This window comes from Streptomyces sp. NPDC058457, assembly GCF_042720695.1.
In the GTDB taxonomy this organism is placed as follows: Bacteria; Actinomycetota; Actinomycetes; order Streptomycetales; family Streptomycetaceae; genus Streptomyces.
On sequence record NZ_JBHXLU010000015.1, the window covers coordinates 43073 to 60646 of the forward strand.

16 protein-coding genes and 1 pseudogene are annotated in these 17574 nt (G+C 72.1%); 8 read left to right on the forward strand and 9 right to left on the reverse strand.

Annotated elements, in window-relative coordinates; genetic code table 11:
• The first annotated feature begins 34 nt into the window (after positions 1-34).
• The 3 genes from ACFWPS_RS14980 to ACFWPS_RS14990 all read left to right on the forward strand — a co-directional run bounded on the left by ACFWPS_RS14980 (position 35) and on the right by ACFWPS_RS14990 (position 2893).
• On the forward strand, positions 35-1408 hold the full coding sequence (locus ACFWPS_RS14980; RefSeq protein ID WP_383704921.1) for a sensor histidine kinase: 1374 nt from the start codon (positions 35-37) through the stop codon (positions 1406-1408).
• Positions 1405-2064: a response regulator gene (locus ACFWPS_RS14985; protein WP_383704923.1), complete on the forward strand. Its 660-nt coding sequence runs from the start codon at positions 1405-1407 to the stop codon at positions 2062-2064. The genes ACFWPS_RS14980 and ACFWPS_RS14985 overlap by 4 nt, the downstream gene beginning before the upstream one ends.
• 130 nt (positions 2065-2194) lie before the next feature.
• Positions 2195-2893, forward strand: a complete 699-nt coding sequence (locus ACFWPS_RS14990) for a LuxR C-terminal-related transcriptional regulator (protein WP_383705116.1) — start codon at positions 2195-2197, stop codon at positions 2891-2893.
• A 122-nt stretch (positions 2894-3015) separates the two neighbouring features.
• On the opposite strand, the gene ACFWPS_RS14995 is transcribed toward ACFWPS_RS14990, so the two are convergent.
• The 3 genes from ACFWPS_RS14995 to ACFWPS_RS15005 all read right to left on the reverse strand — a co-directional run bounded on the left by ACFWPS_RS14995 (position 3016) and on the right by ACFWPS_RS15005 (position 5484).
• Complete coding sequence (locus tag ACFWPS_RS14995; RefSeq protein WP_383704925.1) at positions 3016-3432, reverse strand: nuclear transport factor 2 family protein; 417 nt, start codon at positions 3430-3432, stop codon at positions 3016-3018.
• Positions 3433-3526: 94 nt separating this feature from the next.
• On the reverse strand, positions 3527-4228 hold the full coding sequence (locus ACFWPS_RS15000) for an SDR family NAD(P)-dependent oxidoreductase (protein ID WP_383704927.1): 702 nt from the start codon (positions 4226-4228) through the stop codon (positions 3527-3529).
• Between the two features lie 161 nt (positions 4229-4389).
• Positions 4390-5484 (reverse strand): MBL fold metallo-hydrolase, encoded by a 1095-nt coding sequence (locus ACFWPS_RS15005; RefSeq protein ID WP_383704929.1) that lies wholly within the window; start codon positions 5482-5484, stop codon positions 4390-4392.
• Positions 5485-5773: 289 nt separating this feature from the next.
• Between ACFWPS_RS15005 and ACFWPS_RS15010 the strand changes: the two genes are divergently transcribed.
• The 4 genes from ACFWPS_RS15010 to ACFWPS_RS15025 all read left to right on the forward strand — a co-directional run bounded on the left by ACFWPS_RS15010 (position 5774) and on the right by ACFWPS_RS15025 (position 10961).
• A complete protein-coding gene (locus ACFWPS_RS15010) occupies positions 5774-6250 on the forward strand; it encodes a MarR family winged helix-turn-helix transcriptional regulator (protein WP_383704931.1) in 477 nt (158 codons plus the stop codon).
• A gap of 261 nt (positions 6251-6511) precedes the next feature.
• A complete protein-coding gene (locus ACFWPS_RS15015) occupies positions 6512-8215 on the forward strand; it encodes an NAD-dependent malic enzyme (protein WP_383704933.1) in 1704 nt (567 codons plus the stop codon).
• Between the two features lie 151 nt (positions 8216-8366).
• Entirely contained in the window at positions 8367-9269 is a 903-nt protein-coding gene (locus tag ACFWPS_RS15020) for a LysR family transcriptional regulator (RefSeq protein WP_383704935.1), read from the forward strand.
• Between the two features lie 303 nt (positions 9270-9572).
• A complete protein-coding gene (locus tag ACFWPS_RS15025) occupies positions 9573-10961 on the forward strand; it encodes an MFS transporter (protein WP_383704937.1) in 1389 nt (462 codons plus the stop codon).
• 76 nt (positions 10962-11037) lie between these two features.
• On the opposite strand, the gene ACFWPS_RS15030 is transcribed toward ACFWPS_RS15025, so the two are convergent.
• Positions 11038-11550: a DUF3291 domain-containing protein gene (locus ACFWPS_RS15030; RefSeq protein ID WP_383704940.1), complete on the reverse strand. Its 513-nt coding sequence runs from the start codon at positions 11548-11550 to the stop codon at positions 11038-11040.
• Positions 11551-11581: 31 nt separating this feature from the next.
• Positions 11582-12280 (reverse strand): helix-turn-helix transcriptional regulator, encoded by a 699-nt coding sequence (locus ACFWPS_RS15035; RefSeq protein WP_383704942.1) that lies wholly within the window; start codon positions 12278-12280, stop codon positions 11582-11584.
• Positions 12281-12793: 513 nt separating this feature from the next.
• On the opposite strand from ACFWPS_RS15035, the gene ACFWPS_RS15040 reads away from it, so the two are divergent.
• A complete protein-coding gene (locus ACFWPS_RS15040) occupies positions 12794-13681 on the forward strand; it encodes a sugar phosphate isomerase/epimerase family protein (protein ID WP_383704945.1) in 888 nt (295 codons plus the stop codon).
• Between the two features lie 103 nt (positions 13682-13784).
• Here the strand turns inward: ACFWPS_RS15040 and ACFWPS_RS15045 are convergent.
• From ACFWPS_RS15045 to ACFWPS_RS15060, 4 genes and pseudogenes are all read right to left on the reverse strand, one after another.
• Positions 13785-13967, reverse strand: a pseudogene (locus ACFWPS_RS15045) (SDR family oxidoreductase); the annotation flags it as partial.
• 98 nt (positions 13968-14065) lie between these two features.
• Positions 14066-14857, reverse strand: a complete 792-nt coding sequence (locus tag ACFWPS_RS15050) for an ATP-binding cassette domain-containing protein (RefSeq protein ID WP_383704948.1) — start codon at positions 14855-14857, stop codon at positions 14066-14068.
• A 2-nt stretch (positions 14858-14859) separates the two neighbouring features.
• On the reverse strand, positions 14860-15924 hold the full coding sequence (locus tag ACFWPS_RS15055; protein ID WP_383704950.1) for an ABC transporter permease: 1065 nt from the start codon (positions 15922-15924) through the stop codon (positions 14860-14862).
• A gap of 105 nt (positions 15925-16029) precedes the next feature.
• On the reverse strand, positions 16030-17133 hold the full coding sequence (locus ACFWPS_RS15060; RefSeq protein WP_383704953.1) for a sugar ABC transporter substrate-binding protein: 1104 nt from the start codon (positions 17131-17133) through the stop codon (positions 16030-16032).
• Positions 17134-17574 lie beyond the last annotated feature (441 nt).

The following is a 17574-nucleotide window of genomic DNA, read 5'->3' on the forward strand; positions in this document are numbered from 1 at the left end:
GAGACACCCTCTGGACCCGAGGACAATGGCCGACATGAGTACGCCGCACCGAGCGGCAGCCGCCGGGGACACCGCCCGGGGGACGGCGAGCACGCCGTCCCCCGGGTTCGACGCGGCCTGGGCACATCCGCTGCTGGGCCGGATGCTGCGCGACCGCAGCCGCCGGCGGCAGCTGGACCGGCGGCATCCGTGGCTGCTCGACACCGCGACGGTGCTGTTCATGCTGCTGATCAGCCTGCCCGACCTGCTGATGGTCGACCACGGGTCCCCCTTCGGGGGCGAGGCCGCCCGGGACGCGCTGCGGCCCGCTGTCCTGTACGCCTTCGTCGCCGCGCTGGTCGTTCCGCTGTGGTGGCGCCGGCGGGCCCCGGCCGCCGTGTACTTCACGATCCTCGCGGTGAACCTGGTCGAGTGGTCGGCGGGGATCTGGCTGCGGGCGGGCACCGCCACGCTCATCGCCCTGTACACCCTGGCCCGCAACGGCTCCCTGCGCGTGCTGGGCTGGGCGGTCGGGCTCAGCGTCGGCGCGCTGGCCCTGGGCGTCTACGCACTGGCCCCGATCGAGCATCCGTTGCTCGGCACGTTCTTCCTGCTGGGCACGCTGACCGCGGCGGTCGCCGTCGGCCTGACGGTCCGGATCCGGGGGCTGTACCTGGCGGCCCTGGAGGACCGCGCCCGGCAGCTGGAGGTCGAACAGGAGCAGCGGGTACGGCTCACCGCGGCCGCCGAGCGCTCCCGGGTCGCGAGGGAGATGCACGACATCGTCGGCCACAACCTCTCCGTGATGGTCAGCGTCGCCGACGGCGCGGCGGTCCTCGCCGGCAACCGGGGCGAGCGGTCCGCGGACGCCCTGCGGATCCTGGGCGACACCGGCCGGCAGGCGATGAGCGAGCTGCGCCGGGTCCTCGGCGTGCTGCGCGAGGGCGCCGACGAGGAGCGGTCACTCGCGCCGCAGCCGGGCATCGGGGACCTGGACCCGCTGCTGGCCCGGGTCCGGGCGGCGGGGCTGCCGGTGACGTACCGGACGGTGGGCGACCCGGACGCGCTGGGCGACGGGGTCCAGCTCACCGTCTACCGGATCGTCCAGGAGTCGCTGACCAACACCCTCAAGCACGCGGGGCCGGGCGCGTCCGCCGAGGTGACGGTGGCCGTCGCGCCGGGCGAGGTACGGATCCGGATCGCGGACACCGGCACGGATCCGCAGCCGCAGCCGCGGCCGTCCGGCGACACCGCCGGGCACGGCCTGGTCGGCATCCGGCAGCGGGCCGCGATGTACGGCGGCACGGTCGTCGCCGGGCCGCGCGCGGGCGGCCCCGGCTGGCTGGTCGACGTCGTCCTCGACGTGCCCTCCGCACCGCCCGCACCACCCGCACCATCCGCCCCGCCGGTTCCGGGAGAGCAGCTGTGACGACCGTACTGATCGCCGACGACCAGCCCCTGCAGCGGATGGGCGTACGGATGCTGCTGGAGGGCACGCCCGGTCTTGAGCCGGTCGGTGAGGCGGAGCACGGCGCGGAGGCCGTACGGCTCGCCGCCGAACTGCGCCCCGACGTGGTCCTCATGGACATCCGGATGCCCGGCATGGACGGCCTGGAGGCGACCCGGCGGATCGTCGCCACCGGCGGCCGCACCCGCGTCCTCATCGTGACCACCTTCGACCTCGACGAGTACGCGTACGACGGGCTGCGCGCCGGGGCCAGCGGCTTTCTGCTCAAGGACGCCCGCCCGGAGGAACTGGTCGCGGCCATCCACGCGGTGGCGAGCGGCGACGCCGTGGTGGCCCCCTCGCTGACCCGGCGGCTCCTGGACGCCTACGCCCACCGGGTGCTGGCGCCCACCGCCGCCGTCGAGGACCCCCGGCTGCGCTCGCTGACCGACCGCGAGCGCGAGGTGCTGGTCGCCATCGGCCTGGGCTGGAACAACACGGAGATCGCCGAGCGCCTCGTGCTCACCGAGTCGACCGTCAAGAAGCACGTCGGCCGGGTCCTCGCCAAGATCGGGGCGCGCGACCGGATCCAGGCCGTGATCACGGCGTACGACGCCGGACTGGTCCGCGCCAAGTAGGCGGACCGCCGCTCCCGGCACCGGCCTGCCGGGCAGTCGGACCCCCCTCTCCCGGTACGGCGGCTCCGGGCGTAGCATGTGAACGAAACTGTTTCGTTCAGGGAACGGACCTCGCATGGAGAAGACAGGCATGGTCTCCGTACTCGTCGTCAACGACCAATCCCTCCAGCGCCTCGCCCTGCGTATGCTCCTCGCCGCCGAGCCCGGCCTGACGGTCGTCGGGGAGGCGGCGGACGGGGACGAGGCGATCCGTGCGAGCGCCGCGCTCCGCCCCGACGTCGTCCTGATGGACAGCCACCTCGCCCGGGCGGACGCGATCGACACCATCCGGCGCATCGCCCGCCCGGCCGCCCGGACCCGCGCCCCCGGCTTCACCGGCGAGGCGGCGGCCGCCTCCCGGGTCCTGGTGCTGACCGCGGCCGAGCAGGAGGCGGACGCCTGGGCGGCCCTGCGGGCGGGCGCCGGCGGCTTCCTGCTCGACGACGCCGACCCGGCCGAACTGACCGCGGCCATCCGGGTGGTGGCCGCCGGCGACGCCGTCATCACGCCCGGTCTGACCCGCGCGCTCATCGACGCCGTCCGCCAGCAGCACACCGTCCGCCCCCTCCCCCGCACCTCGGGACTCGGCACCCTCACCGAACGCGAGCGCGACGTCCTGATCGCCGTGGCCGCCGGCTGGACCAACGCCGAGATCGCGCAGTGGCTGTCCATCGCCCCGACCACCGTGAAGACCCACGTCAGCAACGTCCTCGCGAAGATCGGCGCCCGGGCCCGGGTGCAGGCGGTGACCTTCGCCTACGAGTCGGGACTGATCCGACCGGCAGCCTGAGCGGCAGCGCCCCCGAAGGGGCGCGGGGCTGCATCCATATGCGGCTCCGCCGCGTGGGCGCGACCAGCCACGACGGCGCCGCAGTCAGCAGACGACAGATCGCGGCCCTTCCAGCGGAACGCTCAGAAGCTCTCGCCGCCCAGCGCCTTGATGAACGCCAACGGGTTCCAGTACTCGCGGTACTTGACGATCCTGCCGCCCTTGAACGTCACGAACGTCGCGTAACTCATCTCGTACGGGTTCCCGTTGGCCAGCACCCGGCCGGTGACGCTCCAGTCGGCGACGGCCGTGTCCGGGTCCTCGGTGGCGTGGATGGTCGCCGACGTGATCCGGTGCACGTCGATGAGGTCGGGGTAGCCCTTCAGGTACTCGTAGACGGCCTCCCGGCCCTCCAGCCGGGCGGGGCTGCCCTCGGGGGCGAAGGGGAACTCGACGACGACGTTCTCGTCGCACTGGTCCGCCCAGGCCTTCATGTCCTTGGAGAGAAAGATGTCGAGGCTGCGCCGCACCAGTCCGGCGGCGGTGAGGGTCTCGCTCATGGTTCGTTCCCATCGTGATGCGAAGTGGGCCACACATTAATGTGGCTAGCCACATAATTACTTGGCTAGCCACATAAGTCAAGCGATCCGCGGCTCACGTGAACAGGCCGCCGCCGTCAACGGTCAGGACCTGGCCGGTCAGCGCCTCGGCGGCGCCGCTCGCCAGGAAGCCGACCGTCGCCGCCACGTCCTCGGGCGTCAGCGCGCGGGGCAGCGCCTGCCCGGCCTGCGAGGCCTCGAAGGCGGTGTCCGGCTGGTACGCGGTGGACGCGGTCCGGGTCAGCCCGGGCGCCACTCCGGTCACCGCGATCCCGTGCCGCCCGAGCGAGGCGGCCAGCGACCGGGTGAGGCCGATCAGCGCGCCCTTGCTGGTCACGTACGCCAGCAGGTCCGGGCTCGGCGGCTTCCAGAAGGTGTCGGAGACGATGTGCACGATCCGGCCGAAGCCGCGCTCCCGCATCCCGGGCACGAACGCCTGGGCGAGCAGCACCGCGGACTCGACGTTGACCGCCTGGACCCGGCGCCAGGCCTCCAGGTCTACGGTCTCCACGTCCATCAGGTCGGTGGCGGCGGCCGCGTGCACCAGCACGTCACACCGCCCGTTCTCGGCCAGCACGCGGCGCGCACCCGCCCGTACGTCCTCGGCGTCGGCCAGGTCGCAGACGATGTCGCCGGCGCGGTCCAGGACCCGTACGACATGGCCGCGCCCGGTCAGCTCGCGCACGATGGCGCCGCCGATGGCCCCGGCCCCGCCCACGACGACGGCGACCCCGGGGGTGGTGGGGGTTTCAGGCATCAAGTGCTCCTGACGATGGTGAGGGTAGGGCGGGGGGAGGGCGTGGGCGGCGCATGCGCCGGTGCGGTACGTCGGCGGCTGCCCCGGCCGTCGACGTACCGCACCGGCCGTCTTTGTTGCTCGCGTAAGCAATAATTCAGGGATGGGGAGACGGGATCCCGTCAGTCGTGGATGGCGCTGCCCAGGCCCAGGTCCAGCCGGAGGGACTCCACCAGCGAGAAGGCGCTGCTCTCGGTGAAGACGTCGGCCGCGGCGAGGGTGCCGGTGTACTTGGCCGCGACCGGGGCCGCCGCCTGCCTGCAGACCTCGTCGAGCCAGGTCTTGACGACGGTCCAGATGTTGTTGCCGTACTTCGCCGCGTAGACGCCGTAGTCGACGGTCCCGAGGGCCTGCTCGATCGACGTGGTCAGGTCGTCGATGTACTGCTGGTGCACGGTGACGTCGGCCCGGGTGCCGAGCCGGCCCATGTGGCCGGCGATGTGGTGCTTCCAGGGGTACGACAGCGCCTTGGCCGGGGCGGCGAGGTAACCCTGGATGTCCTCGCTGTAGTTGAGCGCGCCGAACGGGGCCCAGCCCGGGATGGTGATGTCGACCAGCATCAGCGTGTCGTGGTGCGGGAACCGGATGTAGATGTTGTCGGGCGCGTGGTTGCTGCCGTGGTGCGCGAGTTCGACCCGCTCGCCGCCGACGTGCAGGGTGTAGCGGTCGGCGAAGGTCACGTCGGGCGCGGGCTTGTTCGGGTTGTTGTCGCGCAGCAGCAGCCGGCGGTTCTCCTCGTGCCCGATCCGGACCACATGGCGCCCGAAGAGCCCGGAGGCGCCGACATGGTCGGAGTGGTGGTGCGAGTGGACGATGTGGGTGACCTTGTTGCTGGTGCCGTTGGCGGCGGCGATCTCGTCGACCGCGCGCTGCAGGTTGTGGCCGATGGTCGGCGGGGCGTCGAACAGCACGACCCCGTCCCGGGTGGTGAGGAAGGCGGCCTGGTAGTCGCCGTCGGTCACCCAGTAGAGATTGCGCTGGATGCGACCCATGTAGTAGCCCTGGCTGTTCACTGCCGGACCGAGGGAGCCCGCGGGCACCGGCGCGTAGTCCGGCAGGCCGGCACCGGAGGATCCGGCGGCCGAGGGAGTGGCCGCCGAGGCCGCCGTCGCGGTGCCCCCGGCGACCAGGGCCGCTGCCGCCGGCACGGCGGTGGCCGCGGCGACTCTGGCGAGGAACGAACGGCGGTCGGTTCCGGATGCGGAGCTGGATGACATGTCGATTCCTTTCGGAACGGTTCCGGGCAGGCCAGGGCGATCCGCCCCATCGGCTCCCGCCCGGCGCAACGCGCTTACCGTAGCCCCGAACAGCTTGCCTAAGCAAGCAATTTGTCTCCCGGTACGGTGCGGCCCCGGACATGCGGAGACCCTCGGGAGTCCGCCGGAGAACCGGCCCTCAACACCCGCTGCGACTAAGGTATTCCCAGCCCCGGAAGCAGCCGGGCAGCGAGTTTCCGCCCGCCGTCGCCCGCCACCGCCCGCCACCGCCCGCCAGACGAGGAGTGCCATGCCAGCCGCGAAGCCCGACCCGGTGATGCCTCGGCCCAGCCTCGTCGAGCGCGCCCCGGTCAGCTTCGGGCTCTTCGCGCTCTCCCGCGAACTGCACGGCTACGGCGCCGAACTCCTCCTGAAGCTCGGCCTGCATCCCGGCCAGGAACTGATCCTGATGCGGCTCTTCGACCGGGACGGCCAGACCCAGGCCGAGTTGCAGCAGGCGGTCGGCCTTGACCACTCCACGGTCTCCCGGTCGATCCGCCGTATGGAGGACGCCGGCCTGGTCGCCCGGGCCCGCGCCGAGCACGACCGCCGGGCCTTCATCGTCTCGCTCACCGCCGACGGCGAGGCGCTCCGCGAGCCGCTCGCCGACCTCTGGACCACGCTCGACCGCCTCGCCACCGAGACCCTGCACCGGCTGAAGGGCGCCGACTTCCTCAGCACGGTCGCGGAACTCGAACGCGCCTACGCCACCGCCCGCCGCGGCTGACGACCGAGAAGCACCGCCACCCCGCCCCGTGGCGCCTGCGATGCGCGCCACAGAGGGACCCCGGTCCGCCGTCAGGAATCCGTGAAACACCCAGGTGGTGCGCCACCCATGCGCGAGGTTCATGGATCACCCGCGTTCCAGGCATTGGACGCATGCATGCCCGACGGCCGAGGCTTGCCGGCATCACCAGTTCCCCGGAAGCGACTCGGAGCGTCCCGGACGCGATCCTGGAAGCGATACGGAAACGGCAAGGAGCCGATCATGACGACCCAGTGGAATGCCGAAGAGGGGCGCGTCGAGACCACCGACCGCGGCCGTGCCGTGCTCTCCCAGCCCCGCCTCAACCGGGGCACCGCCTTCACCCCCGAGGAGCGGCGGATGCTGGGCCTGGTGGGCCTGGTGCCGCCGGCGGTACTGACCCTGGAGCAGCAGGCCGAGCGGGCGTACCGGCAGTACGCCGCGCAGCCGACCGATCTGGCCAAGAACGTCAACCTCACCGGGCTGCACGACCGCAACCAGGTGCTCTTCTACCGCCTGCTCTGCGACCACCTCGACGAGATGCTGCCCATCGTCTACACCCCCACCGTCGGCAAGGCGATCCAGCACTACAGCAACGAGTACCGGCGCCCGGCCGGCGTGTACCTGTCGGTGCACGCCCCGGAGGACATCGAGGGCGCGCTGACGGCCTCCGGTCTGGGCCCGGGCGACATCGACCTGATCGTCGCCACGGACGGCGAGGCGATCCTCGGCATCGGCGACTGGGGAGTGGGCGGCATAGACATCTCGGTGGGCAAGCTCGCCGTCTACACCGCCGCGGCGGGCATCGACCCGAACCGCACCCTGGCGGTGATGCTGGACGTCGGCACCAACCGCCAGGAACTCCTCGACAACCCGCTCTACCTCGGCAACCGGCACCCGCGCGTGGACCGGGAGACGTACGACGCCTTCATCGACGCCTACGTCACCACCGCCCGCCGGCTCTTCCCGACCGCCCTGCTGCACTGGGAGGACTTCGGTCCCGCCAACGCCCGCCGCATCCTGGAGCGTTACCGCCCGACCGAGTTCACCTTCAACGACGACGTCCAGGGCACCGGTGCCGTGAACCTCGCCGCCGTGCTCTCCGGGGTGAAGGCCAGCGGGGTCCCGCTGCGCGACCACCGGGTCGTGATCTTCGGCGCGGGCACCGCCGGCATCGGCATCGCCGACCAGCTGCGGGACGCCATGGCCGCCGACGGGCTGACCGCCGAGGAGGCCACCGCCCGCATCTTCGGCGTCGACCGCTACGGCCTGCTCACCGAGGACCAGCAGGACCTGCGCGACTTCCAGGTCCGCTACGCCCGCCCGGCCGCCGAGGTCGCGGACTGGCGCAGGGACGAGAAGGTCGGCGGCATCGCGCTGGCCGAGGTGGTGGAGCGGGTCCGGCCGACGGTCCTGATCGGTACCTCCGGACAGGGCGGCTCCTTCACCGAGGAGATCGTCCGCACCATGGCCGCCCACGCCGAGCGCCCCATCATCCTGCCGATGTCCAACCCGACGGACCTGGCCGAGGCGGTCCCCGCCGACCTGCTGGCCTGGACCGACGGCCGGGCCCTGATCGCCACCGGCAGCCCGTTCCGCCCGGTCGAGCAGGACGGGGTCCGGTACCTGATCGGGCAGGCCAACAACGCACTGGTCTTTCCCGGCCTCGGTCTCGGCGCGATCGTCGCCCGGGCCACCCGGGTCACCGACGGCATGCTGGTCGCGGCCGCGCACGCCGTCGCCGGCCAGACGGACACCGACGGCCCCGGCGCGCCGATCCTGCCCCTCACCGACCAGCTGCGCGAGACCTCGGTGGCGGTCGCGGTGGCGGTGGCCCGTGCCGCGGCCGCCGACGGGGTGGCCGGCACGACCGTCGACGACTCCGTCGAGAAGCAGGTCAGGGCCGCCGTGTGGCAGCCGGTGTACCCGCCCGTCAAGGCCGTCTGACCGGCCGGGGCGTCGGGCGGTTGCCCGGCTCCCTGGGCGGCCGGCCGCCCCGGTTACCGCCCCGGGAGACTTCCACGCATCCGGCGACGGGGGTCTTCCATGCATCCGGCGCCTTGATACGGCCCGTCCGATGCGGCACGAGAATAGGAGCATGGATCTCCAGGTACTCCGCTCCTTCCAGGCCGTGGCCGAGGGCATGACGGTCACGGAGGCCGCGGCGGCCGCCCACATCACCCAGCCCGCTCTCTCCCGGGCCCTGAACCGGCTGGAGAGCGAGGTCGGCGCGGAACTCCTCCAGCGGGCCGGCCGGGTACTGCGGCTCACCCCGGCCGGGCGGGTGTTCAAGGAGTACGTCGACGCCGTGCTCGACAGTTACGACCGGGGGCGGCGGGCCGTGGCCGAGGTCGTCGACCCCGACGCGGGCGTGGTCTCGCTGGCCTTCCTGCACACCCTGGGCACCTGGCTCGTACCCAGGCTGGTCACCGGGTTCCGGCAGCGCTTCGCCGCCGTCCGGTTCGAACTGCACCAGGCGGACGAGAACGGTCTGGCCCAGCACCTCCTGGACGCCACCGCGGACCTGATCATCACCGGCAGGGACCCCGGCCACCCGCTGATCACCTGGCGCCGGCTCCTGGTCGAGCCCCTCTGGCTCGCCGTCCCGGCCCGCCACCGCCTCGCCCAGCGCCGGCGCGTCCGGCTGGCCGAGGTAGCGGACGAGCAGTTCATCGTGCTCAAGCCCGGCTACGGCCTGCGCAGCGTCACCGAGACCCTGTGCCGCCAGGCCGGGTTCAGCCCCCTCGTCGGTTTCGAGGGCGAGGAGGTGGAGACCCTGCGCGGCCTGGTCGCGTCGGGTCTCGGCGTCTCCCTGATCCCGGCCGCGCCGGACGCCACCACGGATCCGGAGACCAACCCGGACCTCCCCGTCCGCTACCTCAGACTCACCGATGTGCAGGCCGTCCGTGACATCGGCATCGCCTGGCCGGCCTCCCGCACCCTGCCCCCGGCCTCCCGCCGCTTCATGGACCACGCCCTGAACACCGCGGCCCAGCCCTGACGGAACACGGTCGCGCCACTGGAGGCCGGCGGGCACGGGTGGCCGAGGCGGATGCGGTCCGTTCGTCGTCGTCTTCGAACTTCGCGCCCGGAGGGTAGACGAGTCGAGCAATGTTGGTCAGAATCTCGACGCGGGCAAAAAAGATGCCCCACATCCCGGGGTCGGCCGTCCGGGGGCCGACGCCAGTCCCTCGCCGCTCAGCGCTGCGAGCCCCCGCGCACGACGGGTACTCCCGTCACCCGCCACCGATGTCACATCCGCTTCGGGCTGACTCACCTCAGCGCCGGCAAGGGAGCTCACGACATGCAGGCCGCTTCTCCCCACCAGACAGCACACGCACCCCGGCAACTGCGCCGGGCGGTGACCTCCAGCTTCCTGGGCAGCGTCATCGAGTACTACGACTTCCTGCTGTACTCCACCGCCGCGGCGGTGGTCTTCCCGCACGTCTTCTTCTCCGACCTCAGTCCCACGGCCGCCACCCTCGCCAGCTTCACCACCTTCGCCACCGGCTACCTGGCCAGGCCACTGGGCGGAATCGTCTTCGGGCACTTCGGGGACCGGCTCGGCCGCAAGCGGATGCTCGTGGTGACGATGTCCCTCATGGGTGTCGCCAGCTTCCTCATCGGCGCCCTGCCCACCTACGGCCAGGCCGGCACCCTGGCACCGGTCTGCCTGCTGCTCCTGCGCATCGTCCAGGGCGTGGCGGTGGGCGGCGAGTGGGGCGGCGCCGTGCTCCTGTCCGCCGAGCACGCGACCGGCCGGCGCGGGCTGTGGGCGAGCTTCACCAACGCCGGGGCCCCCTTCGGCATGGCGGTCTCCACGGTGGCCATGTCGGCGACGTCCGCCGCGGTCGGCGAGGACGCCTTCCTCTCCTGGGGCTGGCGCATCCCCTTCCTGCTCAGCGTGGTGCTGCTGGCGATCGGCCTGTTCATCCGGGTGCGGGTGACCGAGACACCGGTGTTCGCCCGGGCGGAGCGGGAGCAGAAGACGCGGGCGTCGGCGCCGCGCCGGTCCCTGCCCCTGTGGGACGTGCTGCGCCATCACCCCCGGGTGCTGCTGCTGGGCATCGGGGTCGGCCTGTCCGCGTTCGTCTTCCAGGGCACGGTGACCACGTTCCTCATCTCCTACGCGGTGCAGGGCGGCTTCCCCCGGCAGACGGTGCTCAACAGCCTCGCGGTGTCCTCCACGCTGGCGGTGGCCGGCATCATCGGCTGGTCGGCGCTGTCCGACCGGCGGGGCCGGCGGCCGGTGGTCATGGCGGGCGCGGTGGCCGTGGGCGCCTACGCCTTCGCACTGTTCCCGCTGGTCGACACCGGCAGCACCGGGCTGCTCGTGCTGGCGCTGGTGCTCGGGCAGTCGCTGGTCCACCCGATGATGTACGGCCCGCTCGCCGCGCTGTACACGGAGCTGTTCTCCACCCGGAGCCGCTACACCGGCGCTTCTCTCGGCTACCAGATCGCGGGACTGGGGGCCGGCTTCGCCCCGCTGCTCTTCACCGAGGTACAGGCCGACGCCGGTTCCGGGGCGACGCTGCTCATCTCCGCGATCATCGCCGGGTTCTGTCTGCTGACGGTGGTGTGCCTGGCCCTGCTCGGCGAGACCGGCCGCACCGATCTCACCACCGGCACGGGCGCGGACGCCCCGGCGCACCTGCCCGTCGACGGCCGGCCGGAGACCGCCCAGGCGTCATGACCCGTGGCGGGCGGCGTCCGGCCGCGTGCCGGGCGCGTGCCGGGCGCGTGCCGGGCGCGTGCCGGGCGCGCGAACGTCACCGGACATCCGCGACGTGGTGCGCCCCGAGGGCGGCCCCGTCGGCGGCGGCCTCGTCGGCGGAGTAGGAGGAAGCGAAGGTGAACGCGCGCGCCGACGGTCCGTGCGCGCGCAGGTCCGCGAGCCGTTCCAGGGCCTCGCCGGTGGTCGGGAGATGACCGGCGGGGACCCACCAGAGCACCAGATGCGCCTCGACGTGCCGCTCGAACCATTCGCGCCGCCGCCGCATCACGTCCAGGTGGTCACTGCGGTAGGTGAAGCCCCACAGCGCCTCCCGGGTCTCCCACACCGTCAGGTTGACGATGACGTCCTCGCCCGCCGGGCGCAGGGCGGTGGCGTCGTCCGCCCCCTGCTCCACGAGCCGCCACACGAAGCCGGGCGCGTCGTCGGCAGCGGCGTTGACCGTGTCGAGCATCTCGACGAACGGCGCCATGCGCGGGTCGTCGAGGGGGAACCGGAGCGTGGCGACGTTCAGCTGGGCGAGGTGGGCGTCGTACCCGGATGCGGTCATGGCCTCATACCAGCACGCCCCCTCTTCTATGTCAATCACCATTGTTTTTAGAAGGCTCCAGCACCACACAGCACTCCCCCGGCCGGGCGTCCATACGGGCCCGGACGGGCCCGTCGACGCCGATCAGCCCCTCCAGCAGGGCGAGGTTCATGCCGCAGACGAGCGGCGGGAAACGTTCGGCGACGGCATGGAAGGGGCAGTTGCGCATACGGACGACGGGCGCGGCGACCCCGGTCGCCCCCTCGGTCTCGTCGGTGCCCCCGGCGCCTTCCAGGTGCGGTTCGTACCCGCGGGCCGCGAGCACCTCCATGGCCTCGTCGAGGCTGCCGCAGGGCGCCGCCGAGCCGCGCAGGGCCTCGCCGCGGCGGCGCGCGGTCGCGCAGAGCCCGGCGTCCAGCCCGGCCTGCTCGGCGGCTTCGGCGAGCAGCTCGGCGGCGGTGCGGTAGTCGCGGGCGGGCAGTGACACGATCCGCTCGTCCCGCGCCCGCGTGTACACCTTGGCAGGCCGGCCCGCCCCCGGCCCCGAGCGCCCGGTCAGGCGGCGGCTGCCGGTGTCGAGCAGTCCGGCCTCGGCCAGCCTGTCCAGGTGGTGCGCGGCGAGTGTGCGCGCCACCCCGGTCGCCTCGGCGGCCTCGTTGCGGCCGACCTCGCGGCCCTGCGCCGCCACGTACTCGTACAGCCTGCGGCGCACCGGATCCTGCAACGCCGCGATCGCGTCGATGTCGTTCACCCCACCATTCTAGGAACAACGCAGGTTGGAGTTAGAAGGCCCGGGCCGCCGCCGCGGCGGACGTGGCGGACGGTGCTGCCGGGACCCGCACGACGCACGGGAAAATGATGGCCCCGATGACGGGAATTTGATGGATTCGAGGGCTTCACCAAATTCCCTCGCGAACCTAGCGTTGCGAGCACGCGAACGGCCTGGCCGTTGGCCGTGCGAGACCGATCGGCGTGTTCGCCACGGCCGCGCTCTGACGGTTTCCCGAACGGAGAGGGCGATGACGCCCGTGGACTTGCTGATCGGCGGTCGGTGGCAGACGGCCCGGGAGCCGGGCAGGCCCGCGAGGTCACGTCCCCGTTCGGCGGTCCCGCGGTCCGACGGCGGGCACGGTGGCGCTCGCCGGAGCCGCGGTGTGGCGCCGTACCGCGGCCGGGGCGGCCCGCCCCTCCCCGACGCACTTCTCACCCGCCGCCCGACGGCCGCGGGCGCCGACCCCCACTGGAACCACCGAAAGGCCACGGCATGACCACCCCACAGCTGAACCGGATCGCCGGCGCGCCCATCTCCTGGGGCGTGTGCGAAGTGCCCGGCTGGGGCTACCAGTTGACGCCCGAGCGGGTACTGAAGGAGATGCGCGAGGTCGGCCTGGCCGCCACCGAGTTCGGCCCCGACGGCTTCCTGCCCGCCGCCCCGGAGGCGATGGCCCGCGTCCTCGCCGACCACGACCTGCACGCCGTCGGCGGCTTCACCCCGCTGCTGCTGCACGCGCCCGGCCACGACCCGCTGCCCGAGGCGGAACAGCTCCTGGCGGGCTATGCCGCCTCGAACGCCGAGGTCCTCGTCCTCTCCGCCGTCACCGGCCAGGACGGCTACGACTCCCGGCCCGAACTCGACGCCGACGGCTGGAAGCTGCTCCTGTCCAACCTCGACCGCCTCACCGCACTGGCCGCCGAGCGCGGGGTGCGCGCGGTCCTGCACCCGCACGTCGGCACGATGATCGAGAACGGCGACGAGGTCCGCCGCGTCCTGGAGCACTCCTCGATCTCCCTCTGCCTCGACACCGGCCACCTGCTCATCGGCGGCACCGACCCCGCCGAACTCACCCGGCAGGCACCCGAGCGGATCGCCCACACCCACATGAAGGACGTGGACGCCTCCCTCGCCGCCAAGGTCCAGTCCGGCCGCCTCACCTACACCGACGCCGTCCGCGCCGGGATGTACCGCCCCCTGGGCGCCGGCGACGTCGACGTCCAGGCGATCGTCACCCACCTCGGCACCCACGGGTACGACGGCTGGTACGTCCTGGAACAGGACACCATCCTCACCGCCGAACCCAAGGAGAAGGGCCCGGTCGAGGACGTGTGGGCCAGTGCCGAGCACCTGCGCTCGGCACTGCGCAACGTCGCGTAGCCGCCTGCCCCCGTACAGACCACCGTCCGGGCCGGGGCGATCCGCCCCGGCCCTCTCCCTGCCTGCCGCACGTCGCAGAGCGGTCGGCGGTGGAGGGGGCGGCTCAGTCCTGGCCGCCGAAGACGTTCTGGTCCCAGTCGATGACCGAGCCGGTCACCACCCCGCTGCGGTCGGAGAGCAGGAAGACGACGAAGTCGGCGATCTCGTCGACCTGGCCGAGCCTGCCCATCGGCTGGGCCGCGGCGGCCTTCTCCCGCCAGTCGTCGCCGCCGGTGACCTGCGCGCGGACCGCGGAGGCGACCTGCGCCGGCAGGGGCGCCGGCGAGCCGTGCGCCGGCCGTCGACCGGTCGACGCCGGTAAGCCGCCCCGACCCCCCGTCCCGGTCAGGCGCCGGCCTCCAGTTGGGCGAGTTCGGCTTCCAGGTCGGCCATGGCCTCGCCGCCGGCCATGAGGTCGGTGATCTCCTCGCGGGTGCGTTCGCCCTTGTGGAAGTCGTCGGCTTTCTGGCCGCGGATGAGGACGGCGAAGTGGTCGCCGACCATCATGGCGTGGCGGACGTTGTGGGTGACGAGGATGACCGCGACGCCCTTGGCGCGGGCCTGCATGACGATCCGCAGGACGTGGGCGGCCTCCTTGACGCCGAGGGCGGCGGTGGGTTCGTCGAGGATGAGGACGTTGGCGCCGAAGTAGACGGCGCGGGCGATGGCCAGGGCCTGGCGTTCGCCGCCGGACAGGCTGCCCACCAGCCGGTTGCCGTCGGTGACCCGGGTGATGCCCAGGGACTGCATCTCGCGGACCGCGATCTCGCCGGCGAGTTTCTTGTCGAAGAGCCTGAACGGGCCGAGGCCCTTGGTGGGTTCGGCGCCGACGAAGAAGCAGCGGCCGACGCCCATGAGCGGGAACGTGCCGCCGAACTGGTGGACGGTGGCGATGCCCCGGGCACTGGCGTCGCGCGGGCTGTCGAACTCCGCGCGCTCGCCGTCGACCTCGATGGTGCCGGTGCCCGGCCGATGGAAACCGGACATGATCTTGATGAGGGTGGACTTGCCGGCGCCGTTGTCGCCGAGCAGGCACAGGACCTGTCCGGCGTGCACTTCGAGGGAGATGTCCGTGAGTGCGTGGGTGCCGAGGAACGACTTGCCGATGCCGTCCAGGCGCAGCACGGGTGGGGTCATGGTCAGGCCTTCTTCGCGGTGCGGGGCTTGTAGGACAGGGCGAGCCGGCGGAACGTGTTGTTCATCAGGACCGCGGTCAGGATGAGGATGCCGAGGATCAGGCTGGCCCAGTCGGAGTTCCAGCCGGTGTAGTAGATGCCCTGGTTGACGATGGCGAAGGTCAGCGTTCCCAGGACGACGCCGACGACGGAGCCGTAGCCGCCGGTCAGCAGCACGCCGCCGACGACCACGGCGATGATGGAGTTGAAGACGAAGGACTGGCCGTTGGCGACCTGGGCGCCGTTGTAGAGGATCGTCTGGATCACGCCGACCAGGGCGGCCCCGAAGCCGCTGGCCATGTAGAGGGCGATCTTCACCCTGTTGACGGGGATGCCGGTGGCGCGGGCGCTCTCCGTGTCGCCGCCGATCGCGAAGATCCAGTTGCCGTACTTCATCATCTGCAGCACCACGGCCACCACGGCCGCGCTACCCAGCCACCAGAAGATCGCGACCTCGAACTGGCCGCCGATCAGCTGCCCGAAGACCGCTTTGGACAACGGGTCGGGGCTGAGCGGGACGCTGGTGGTGCCGGTGGTGACGCGGGACAGGCCGAGGGTGAGACCGGCCAGGCCGGACAGGGTGGCCAGCGTGATGACCAGCGAGGGGACGTTGGTGCGGGTGACCAGGAACCCGTTGAGCAGGCCGGTCAGCAGCCCGAGCCCGAGGGCGCAGAGGATGCCGACGACCATCGGGGCGCCCCAGTGACCGGAGACGATCGCCAGGGTCATCGAGCTGCCGGCGAGCACCGAGCCCACGGACACGTCGAGTTCACCCGCGATCATCAGCAGGCCGACCGGGATGGCGATGATGCCGAGCTCGGAGGCGATGTTCAGCCAGCTCGCCGCGCCCGCCGGGGCCAGGAACTTCTCGCCTCCGAAGATCGCGAAGAAGACGAACACACCGAGCGTCCCGATGAGCGCACCGACCTCGGGACGGTGCCGCAACTGCCCCAGCGGGCTCTCGGACTGCTTCGGGGGTGCGACGGCGGCCTCTTTCTCGGCCGTCGTGTCGGGAAGTGAGGTTGTCATCGGCTCGGGGTCACCTTCATGGCTCGGATGGGGTGTGCGGTGTGCGGTGTGCGGGGAAGGAGTGCCGGGCCCTGAGGGGAGGCGGGCCCGGCACCCGCGGGTGGATCAGCGGACGCCGGCCTTGGTGCCGGAGAGCGCCGCGTCGACGTTGTCCTTGGTGACCAGGAGCGGGCCGGTCAGCAGCGGGTTCTGCGGCGGGAGCACGCCGTAGGACAGGTACTGGTCGGCGATCGACACCGCGTAGAAGCCCTGGAGGTAGGGCTGCTGGTCGATGGCGAACAGCTGCTTGCCGGACTTGATCCGGTCGAGCTGGGACTGCGAGAGGTCGAAGGTGCCCAGCTGGACCTTGCCTGCGGCCTTGGCCTGGTCGATCGCCGAGGCGGCGCTGTCCGCGTCCTGGACGCCGATCGTCACCAGGGCGTCGACACTGCTGTCCTTCAGCAGCGCGCCCTTGATCGCCTGGGTGACGGCGGAGGGGTTGCCGAAGCTGGAGGACGGCAGGGCCAGTTGCTTGGACTTGGCGCCCTTGCTCTTGGCGCCGTCCGCTATGCCCTTGCAGCGCGCCTCCGAGTTGGCCGCGCCGGGAACGGTGTTGACGCACAGGATGTTCTTGGCACCGGCCTCGGCGAACTTGACGCCGCCTGCCTTGCCGGCCTGGTAGTCGTCCGAGCCGATGTACTTGATGCCGCCGACCTTGTCGGCCGCCGCGACACCGCCCGAGTTGTAGACGAACACCTTGACGCCCTTGGCCACCGCCTGCTTGATCGCCGCGTCCTGACTGTCGGGCACCCAGTCCGGCACCAGGATGGCCGAGGGGTTCTGGGAGAGCGCGGTCTGGGTCAGCTTGGCCGCGTCGGGGCCGAGGTTGTCGTAGTTCTGCGGGCCCAGGAAGGTCACCGTGCCGCCGTTCGCCTTCACCAGCTTCGCCGCGTCCTCGCCGCCGCGCTTGATCGTGGACCAGAACGGGTCGTCGGCCTTGCCGCCGATGACGACGATGGAGACCTTGCCGCCGGTCGTCGTACCGGATGTCGTACCGGATGTCGATCCGCCGCCGGCCGTCGCCGTCGCCTGTCCCGCGTCGTCGCCGGTGGCCTTGCCGCTGGCACACCCGGTCAACGTGGCCGCCGCCATGGCGAGCAGGCTCACCAGGGTCAGGCCGCTTCTGGAGAGACGACGGCCGGAGTGCCGCCGGGTCTGGGTGCGTTCCATGTGCTGTGGTGCTCCTTCTGGTGATGCCGGGCGGGGGCGTGAGGGGTACCAGGCATGTCTCGGGGTGTGGTGGTGCGGCGGCCGGTGCGCGCGGACCGGGTCACGCGGGTGCGGGGGGACACCGGTACGTCCGCTGCACCGGGTGTTCGCTCGGGCTCGCCCGGAGGCGTCGGGATCAGCGGAACGGCTCGTCCCGGGGTGTCCCGGAACTGATCACGGCGACGCCGGAGACGCGGGGTGGGTGGGTGGTTATTCCGCGATCTCTTAAATCGCTTTAAGAGGTGGCCAGAGCATGCTTGTGTTTCGGGAACGTGTCAAGGGTCCTCTCACGAATGCGTACAGTGCCGCGACCCGGCGGCAAAAAGCTGCAACAGCCACACATTCACGTCGGGGCACCGGCCTCGCACCGGACCTGACGGGATCAGCACGGCGGGGCCACGG

Bases quoted from the DNA above. Each gene is read 5' to 3' on its own strand.
- ACFWPS_RS14980 (WP_383704921.1), top strand. From the start codon at position 35: ATGAGTACGCCGCACCGAGCGGCAGCCGCCGGGGACACCGCCCGGGGG.
- ACFWPS_RS14990 (WP_383705116.1), top strand. From the start codon at position 2,195: ATGGTCTCCGTACTCGTCGTCAACGACCAATCCCTCCAGCGCCTCGCC.
- ACFWPS_RS14995 (WP_383704925.1), bottom strand. From the start codon at position 3,432: ATGAGCGAGACCCTCACCGCCGCCGGACTGGTGCGGCGCAGCCTCGAC.
- ACFWPS_RS15000 (WP_383704927.1), bottom strand. From the start codon at position 4,228: ATGCCTGAAACCCCCACCACCCCCGGGGTCGCCGTCGTCGTGGGCGGG.
- ACFWPS_RS15005 (WP_383704929.1), bottom strand. From the start codon at position 5,484: ATGTCATCCAGCTCCGCATCCGGAACCGACCGCCGTTCGTTCCTCGCC.
- ACFWPS_RS15010 (WP_383704931.1), top strand. From the start codon at position 5,774: ATGCCAGCCGCGAAGCCCGACCCGGTGATGCCTCGGCCCAGCCTCGTC.
- ACFWPS_RS15015 (WP_383704933.1), top strand. From the start codon at position 6,512: ATGACGACCCAGTGGAATGCCGAAGAGGGGCGCGTCGAGACCACCGAC.
- ACFWPS_RS15020 (WP_383704935.1), top strand. From the start codon at position 8,367: ATGGATCTCCAGGTACTCCGCTCCTTCCAGGCCGTGGCCGAGGGCATG.
- ACFWPS_RS15025 (WP_383704937.1), top strand. From the start codon at position 9,573: ATGCAGGCCGCTTCTCCCCACCAGACAGCACACGCACCCCGGCAACTG.
- ACFWPS_RS15030 (WP_383704940.1), bottom strand. From the start codon at position 11,550: ATGACCGCATCCGGGTACGACGCCCACCTCGCCCAGCTGAACGTCGCC.
- ACFWPS_RS15040 (WP_383704945.1), top strand. From the start codon at position 12,794: ATGACCACCCCACAGCTGAACCGGATCGCCGGCGCGCCCATCTCCTGG.
- ACFWPS_RS15050 (WP_383704948.1), bottom strand. From the start codon at position 14,857: ATGACCCCACCCGTGCTGCGCCTGGACGGCATCGGCAAGTCGTTCCTC.
- ACFWPS_RS15055 (WP_383704950.1), bottom strand. From the start codon at position 15,924: ATGACAACCTCACTTCCCGACACGACGGCCGAGAAAGAGGCCGCCGTC.
- ACFWPS_RS15060 (WP_383704953.1), bottom strand. From the start codon at position 17,133: ATGGAACGCACCCAGACCCGGCGGCACTCCGGCCGTCGTCTCTCCAGA.